This window comes from Pseudoxanthomonas kalamensis DSM 18571, from assembly GCF_010211745.1.
In the GTDB taxonomy this organism is placed as follows: Bacteria; Pseudomonadota; Gammaproteobacteria; order Xanthomonadales; family Xanthomonadaceae; genus Pseudoxanthomonas_A; species Pseudoxanthomonas_A kalamensis.
In genome coordinates, this window is record NZ_PDWQ01000065.1 from 1 (window position 1) to 635 (window position 635).

The following is a 635-nucleotide window of genomic DNA, read 5'->3' on the forward strand; positions in this document are numbered from 1 at the left end:
CTGCCGATGGCGATGGCCGCCACGACGCCATCGGCGAACTGCTTGAGATCGGCGCCGGCGCTGAAGAACTTCTCGCCTTCGCCGGTGATCACCAGCGCGTAGATGCTGCGATCTGCATCCAGCGCGCGCACCAGGGCGCTCAGGGCCGCCAGGCTGTGCACGGTCCAGGTGTTGGCCGGCGGGTTGCTCAAGGTCACGATGGCGACGTGCCCATCGCGCTCGACCTGCAGACCGGTATGGAGGCGTCCTTCCCAATCGCTCATCGCAATTGCTCCTCGCCATTGAGCAGGTGACGCGCCACGATCATGCGCATCACCTCGTTGGTGCCTTCCAGAATGCGGTGCACGCGGCTGTCGCGCAGCAAACGCTCGATCGGGTATTCGCGGATATAGCCGTAGCCGCCATGGATCTGCAAGTCATCGTCGCAGATGGCAAAACCGGCATCGGTGGCGAAGCGCTTGGCCATCGCACACCAGACGGTCGCGTCCGCGCATCCTGCATCCAGCTTGCGGGCACCGGTATGCACCATCTGGCGTGCGGCGACCAACTGCGTCGCCATGTCCGCCAGCTTGAACTGCAGCGCCTGGAATTCGCTAAGCGCCTTGCCGAACTGCCTCCGCTCGCGCATGTAGGTT

The 635-nt window shown here is 64.4% G+C and carries 2 protein-coding genes; both read right to left on the reverse strand.

The features are described 5' to 3' along the window. The coding region (locus tag CSC70_RS13995; protein WP_211369512.1) for an enoyl-CoA hydratase-related protein at window positions 1-263 on the reverse strand (263 nt) is incomplete at its 3' end. Then, window positions 260-635: acyl-CoA dehydrogenase family protein (locus CSC70_RS14000; protein ID WP_281349626.1), on the reverse strand; the 376-nt coding region annotated here is incomplete at its 5' end. The genes CSC70_RS13995 and CSC70_RS14000, both read right to left, overlap by 4 nt.